This window comes from Kineococcus indalonis (assembly GCF_009906395.1).
Taxonomy (GTDB): domain Bacteria; phylum Actinomycetota; class Actinomycetes; order Actinomycetales; family Kineococcaceae; genus Kineococcus; species Kineococcus indalonis.
In genome coordinates this window covers 1-5,490 of the sequence record NZ_JAAALM010000269.1, presented here as the reverse complement: position 1 = coordinate 5,490, position 5,490 = coordinate 1, and the positions used below count along the sequence as shown (strand labels likewise).

General features: G+C 78.3%; 7 protein-coding genes. 1 reads left to right on the top strand and 6 read right to left on the bottom strand.

Translation table 11 applies throughout. The features are described from left to right. The coding region (locus GTR00_RS13445) for a FadR/GntR family transcriptional regulator (RefSeq protein WP_166612119.1) at nucleotides 1–573 on the bottom strand (573 nt) is incomplete at its 3' end. Between the two features lie 190 nt (nucleotides 574–763). Between GTR00_RS13445 and GTR00_RS25820 the strand changes: the two genes are divergently transcribed. Then, nucleotides 764–2,398 (top strand): gluconokinase, encoded by a 1,635-nt coding sequence (locus GTR00_RS25820; RefSeq protein WP_205705749.1) that lies wholly within the window; start codon nucleotides 764–766, stop codon nucleotides 2,396–2,398. 40 nt (nucleotides 2,399–2,438) lie between these two features. Here the strand turns inward: GTR00_RS25820 and GTR00_RS13435 are convergent, their stop codons facing one another. The 5 genes from GTR00_RS13435 to GTR00_RS13415 form a co-directional block, all read right to left on the bottom strand. Continuing rightward, the gene (locus GTR00_RS13435; protein ID WP_166612118.1) at nucleotides 2,439–2,966 is read right to left on the bottom strand and encodes an AMIN-like domain-containing (lipo)protein; all 528 of its coding nucleotides are present in this window, start codon (nucleotides 2,964–2,966) and stop codon (nucleotides 2,439–2,441) included. A 195-nt stretch (nucleotides 2,967–3,161) separates the two neighbouring features. Then, on the bottom strand, nucleotides 3,162–3,425 hold the full coding sequence (locus GTR00_RS13430) for a GlsB/YeaQ/YmgE family stress response membrane protein (RefSeq protein ID WP_166612116.1): 264 nt from the start codon (nucleotides 3,423–3,425) through the stop codon (nucleotides 3,162–3,164). 191 nt (nucleotides 3,426–3,616) lie between these two features. Continuing rightward, on the bottom strand, nucleotides 3,617–4,525 hold the full coding sequence (locus GTR00_RS25035) for an AraC family transcriptional regulator (RefSeq protein WP_166612115.1): 909 nt from the start codon (nucleotides 4,523–4,525) through the stop codon (nucleotides 3,617–3,619). A gap of 40 nt (nucleotides 4,526–4,565) precedes the next feature. Further along, nucleotides 4,566–5,036 carry an anthrone oxygenase family protein gene (locus GTR00_RS13420; protein ID WP_205705747.1) on the bottom strand — a complete coding sequence of 157 codons (471 nt, stop codon included), beginning with the start codon at nucleotides 5,034–5,036 and terminating at the stop codon, nucleotides 4,566–4,568. A 9-nt stretch (nucleotides 5,037–5,045) separates the two neighbouring features. Next, nucleotides 5,046–5,432: a hypothetical protein gene (locus GTR00_RS13415; protein WP_166612114.1), complete on the bottom strand. Its 387-nt coding sequence runs from the start codon at nucleotides 5,430–5,432 to the stop codon at nucleotides 5,046–5,048. Nucleotides 5,433–5,490: the final 58 nt, after the last annotated feature.

Sequence of the window (5,490 nt, the reverse complement as noted above, 5' to 3'; positions counted from 1 at the left end):
CTCCTCGATGGCGCTCTGCACCTCGGCGACGATGGCGCGCATCGCGCTCTCGGCCGCGGCGGGGTCGTGCGCGGCGACGGCCCGCGCGACGCGGGCGTGCAGGGCGCGCGCGGCGGGCTCGGGGTGCTCGGGCATGAGCAGGTGCTCGGTGCGCCCGCGCAGCACCTCGGCGACCATGCCCGACAGGGCGGTGAGCATCTCGTTGCCGCTGGCGCGCAGCACCAGCTCGTGGAAGGCGACGTCGGCCTCGCCGAAGGCGGCCAGGTCGCCGGCGGCGCCCAGGCGCTCCATCTCCCCGGCCAGCTCCAGCAGGCGCCAGCGCACCACGCGCGGGTCGAGCACGCTCCAGCGCTCGCGGGGTTGCACGGTGACGCCGACGCGGCGGCGGCTCTCCACGAAGCCCAGCGACTCCAGCACGCGCACGGCCTCGCGCACCACGGTGCGCGAGACGCCGAAGCGCTCGGCGAGGGGCTCCAGGCCCAGCACGGAACCGGCGGGCAGCCCGCCGGAGGCGATCTCGCCGCCGAGGGCGTCGAGCACGCCGGTGTGCAGGGTGGGCGCGGCGAGCGTCACCGCCGGGCCGCCCGGTGCGCTCGGCGGCGCGCGGGCGGGGGTGGCGTCGCGCACAGCGGGCGCACCGGTCTCACCCCCCCATTGTCCCGGCGGTGTCAATGGTGATACCTACTACGGACGGATCCACCGGTTCCCGGCCCGGTCGGCGACCCCCGAGCAGGAACCCGACCACGCGAGGAGACCCGCAGCGGTGAACCGGACCAGCACCCCCGTCGTCCTCGGCGTCGACCTGGGCACCACCTCCACCAAGGTCGTCGCCTTCGACGCCGCCGGCCGCGAGCGCGCCTCGGCCGGCGCCGGGTACCCCCTGCGCGAACCCGCCCCCGGGCACGTCGAGCTCGGCGCGGCCGACGTGCTCGGCGCGGCGCTGCGCGCCACCCGGGAGGCCGCCGCCCGCGCCCGCGCCGCCGGCTGCGCCGTCGCCGGCATCTCCTTCTCCTCCGCCATGCACTCCCTGGTGGGGGTGGGCGCGCGCGGCGCGCTGCTGACGGAGGTCATCACCTGGGCAGACACCCGCGCCACCGAGGAGGCCGAGGAGCTGCGGCCCACCGACCTCGGCCGCGCCCTGCACCGCACCACCGGCACGCCCGTGCACCCCATGTCCCCGCTGGTCAAGCTCGTGCACCTGCAGCGGCACCGGCCGGAGCTGTTCGCCGCCGCGCGCCGCTGGGTGCAGGTCAAGGACCTGCTGGTGCACCGCCTGACGGGCACGTGGGTCACCGACCGCTCCACCGCCTCGGCCACCGGCCTGGCGGACCTGGCCACCGGCGACTGGTCCGGGCAGGCGCTGGGCGTGGCCGGGGTCAGCCCGGTGCAGCTGCCCCCCATCGCGCCCGTCACCGGCCTGGTGGGCACCCTGACCGCCGCGGCCGCCGAGGAGCTGGGCCTGCCCGCGCGCACCCCGGTGTTCGCCGGCGGCGCCGACGGCCCGCTGGCCAACCTCGGCGTGGGCGCCGTCGTGCCCGGCACCGCGGCGCTGTCCATCGGCACCTCCGGGGCGCTGCGCGTGGCCGCGCGCGCCCCCCGCGTGGACGAGGCGGGCCGCACGTTCTGCTACTCCCTCACCGACGACCTGTGGATCGTCGGCGGCGCCACCACCAACGGCGGCGTCGTGCTGCGCTGGCTCGCCGAGACCGTCGTCCCCGACCTGACGTTCGTGGCCGGGGAGCTGGGCGACGTGCCGGAGGAACCGCTGCTGGACCTGGCCGCGCAGGTGCCCGCCGGCGCCGAGGGGCTGCTGATGCTGCCGCACCTGCTCAGCGAGCGCGCGCCGCAGTGGAGCGCGCTGACCAGCGGCGTGCTCGTGGGCCTGCAGCGCCGCCACGGCCGCGCGCACGTCGTGCGCGCCGCCCTGGAGGGGGTGTGCCAGCAGCTCGCCCTCGTCGCCGACTCCGTGGAGGACGCCGGCTCGGGCATCACCGAGATCCGCGCCACCGGGGGTTTCGCCCGCAGCGCGCTGTGGCGGCAGGTCCTCGCCGACGTCCTCGGCCGGCCGCTGTCCTTCGCCGCCGGCGGGCAGGAGGGTTCCAGCTTCGGGGCCGCCCTCGTCGGCCACCACGCGCTGGGACACCTCGACATGCTCGAGGCGGCCCGGCGCGAGGTGCGCATCGGCGAGGTCGTCGAACCCGACCCCGCCGACGCCGCCGTCCACGCCCGCCTGCGCCCGGTGTTCGCCTCCCTGGCCGAGGTGCTGGCCCCGGCCTTCCGGGCGCTGCGGGAGTTCACCGCCGACACCACCGGGACCGCCGAGCGCCCCGCCGGCGCGCCCGTGCCCGTCCCGGCCCTCGCGGCCGGTGCCCCCGAGCCCCGGCTCGAGCAGGACTGAGCCCGCCGCGCCGCCGGAGGGGACGGCGCGGCGGGCTCCTTCACCAGCGGTGCGCGACGTCCACGACGAACCGGGAACCCGCCCCCGGCCCGTCCAGCACGAACACGCGGAACGGCAACCGGGCCCGCACGCCCAGCCCGAACGTGGTCTGCCCCTCGAAGGAACCGGCCCACGCCACGTGCCGGAACGTGCGGTAGCCGCGCACGTCGGCCAGTTCCCCGTTCGGCAGGAAGATGCCGTCGGTGGCCACGACGGGCTCGACGACGACGACCTCCAGCCTCGCCCCGCCGCGCAGCGGGACCGGGTTCCCCGAACCGTCGAACCGGACCTGGTCGACGTAGCGCACGAAGTACCCGTCGCCGCGCCCGGACACGTCGACCACGAGCCGGTCGAAGCAGGCGTGCGCGCCGGTGCGCACGTCCTGGACCTCGGCGTTGAGCGCCGAGGGCGCGTCCTCCGGCAGGGAGCCCCAGCCGGTGGGGCACCCCGCCCGCGCCGAGGCGGAGGGTGCCAGGCCCACCAGGGCCGCACCCAGGAGCAGTGACGCCAGAGCAGCTGACCGCTTCACCGCGGCCTCCTCCCGTGGGGGCGGCGCCGTGCCGCCCGGCCACCACCGCCATCGTCCTCCCGCGCCGCGCCGCGCGGGAGGGTTTCCGGCGACCGCGCCCCCGTGTTCCGGCGACCGCGCCCCCGGCGCGAGGACGGGCCGGCCCCGCCCCGCTGGGGGAGGGACCGGCCCGCCGGGGCACTGGGGGTGCCGGGTTCAGCGGCGGCGCCCGGAGATCGATCCGACGACGGTCACGCCGACGGCGGCCACGGCGACCTGCAGGACCAGTTCGATCCAGTCGATGCCGTTCGTGGTGGCGACGCCGATCGCGTTCGCCAGGAACGTGCCGATGACCGCGGCGACGATGCCGACGAGGATCGTCAGGAGGATCGAGATGTTCTGCCGCCCGGGCAGCACCAGCCGCGCGAGCGCGCCGATGATCAGACCGATGACGACGGCGGAGATGATGGCACTGATCACGGGGACTCCTCGTGTGTCGGGACCCGGGTGCGGCGCGCACCGCTCGCTGACGCGCGAGGTGGCGGCCGCTGGCGAGGGCTCTCCTCGACGTGCCGGGCCGGTCACCGCTTCTCGATGACGCCCGTCGAGGAAACCACCGGTGGGCGCTCTCCGCACGGCGAGATCGCCGCCGCGCCCCCCGGACGGGGCGCTCATCGCTGCCGGTAGGCCTGTGGACTCACTCCGTAGCGCTTCTTGAAGGCCGCGCTGAGGCTGAAGGGCGAGGAGTACCCCACCCGGCGCGCCACCGCCGCCAGCGTCAGGTCGCGCTCGCCCAGCAGTTCCGCCGCCAGCGCCAGGCGGCGCTGCGCCAGGTGCTCCCCCGGGGTGGTGCCCACCGCGCGCGCGAACCGCCGCGTCAGCGCCGAGCGCGACACCCCGCTGCGCCGGGCCAGTTCCGGCACCGTCCACGGCGCCGCCGGGTCCGCCTCCAGCCAGCGCGCCGCCCGCTGCACCACCGGGTCCGCCACCACGCCCGGCAGCGCCCCCCGGCCCGCCGACCAGCCGCGCACCGCCGCGATGAGCAGCAGGTCCAGCAGCCGGTCCAGGACGCCGGCCTGCTCCCCGCCCGCGCGCTCCACCTCCCGCGCCAGCAGCGCCAGCACCTGGGGGTCCGGGTCCGGCACCACCACCGCCTCCGGCAGCGCCGCCGTCAGCGCCCGCCCCACCTCCCCGCGACTGCGGAACGTGCCCACCAGCAGCGCGTCGCGGCCCGCCGGGTCGTTGCCCCAGGTGCGCACCCCGGAGTTCCAGCGGCCGGGCAGCTCACGCCCGTCCGGGCCCGAGCACACCTGCCCCGCACCGACCGCCGCCAGGGGCGCCGCGCCCGGGGAACCGGCCACCACGTACGGGGCGCTGCCGCGCGCCAGCAGCACGTCGCCGGCCGACATCGGCTGCGCGCCGCCGGCGCCGGACACCCACGCCGAGCCGCGCAGCACCGCCACCGCGCTCAGCGGGGCCTCGTCGGCCACCCGCACCGCCCACGGCGGTTCCATCACCACGCGCAGCACGAACGCGCCCCGGGCGCGGGGCCCGTCGAAGCACCCGGCCGGCAGCTCCACGCGCACGACCGTAGGGCAGCAGCGCACGCGCGCGGAACCCTCAGGCCGCCGCCAGCGCGACGCCCACGCACGCCAGGGCGCCCGTGTCCAGCGCCCCGCGCACCGCGTTCCACCGCCGCCAGGCCCGCTCGAAACCCCGCCGCGCCGCGGCCGGGTCGCCCGCCGCGGCCGCCAGCGCCGCGTTCAGCGGCAGGTTCGCCCGCACCGTCACCACCAGCGCCGCCAGGTGCAGGGCGCACGCGGCGACGAGCGCCGCCGGAACCTGACCGGTGAGCGCCCTCGCGGCCGCGGCCGCGGCCGTGCTCAGCGGCGCCCCGGCGAACACCAGCGCGAACAGCGGGTTGCGCACCGCGGCGTTCACCGACGTCATCGCCGCCGTGAACGTCGCGTCGGAGGTGGCGCGCAACCCCGGCAGCACCGCGCACGAGAACGCGTGGAACAGCCCGGCCAGCGACCCCGACGTCACCAGGGCCACGAGCAGCAGCACCTGCGGCAGCAGCGGCCCCGCCACCGGTGCCCCTCAGGCCCGCGCGCCGGACGGCAGCACCGCCCGGACGCCGGTGGCCGCCGCCTCGCGGGCGTGGTCGGCGACGTCCCGCGCGGGGCGGCCCAGCGCCCGCTCCACCCCGCCGGTCACCGCGGCGTCGCGCCCGTCGAGGGGCAGCGCGGACAGGTCCGCGAACCCCCCGGGCAGGTGCGCCACGAACCCGGCGTCCCGGAAGGGTTTCACGGCCCCGCCCACCGCCAGGGGCAGGACCCCCGCGCGCACCGGCCCCGGGAGGGAGCCCTCCGAGGGGTTCCGGTGGGACCAGTCGCCGCGCAGCACCGTCCACTCCGGGCCGGAGACCTGCACGGCCCGCCGGCCGGTCCTGCCGGTCCTGCCGGTCCCCCCGAGAACTGCGACCACGGTTCCTCCTCCTGGCCCGGCCGGTGGCGCGGTGCGCCCCCGCGGCCCCGCCCGGGGC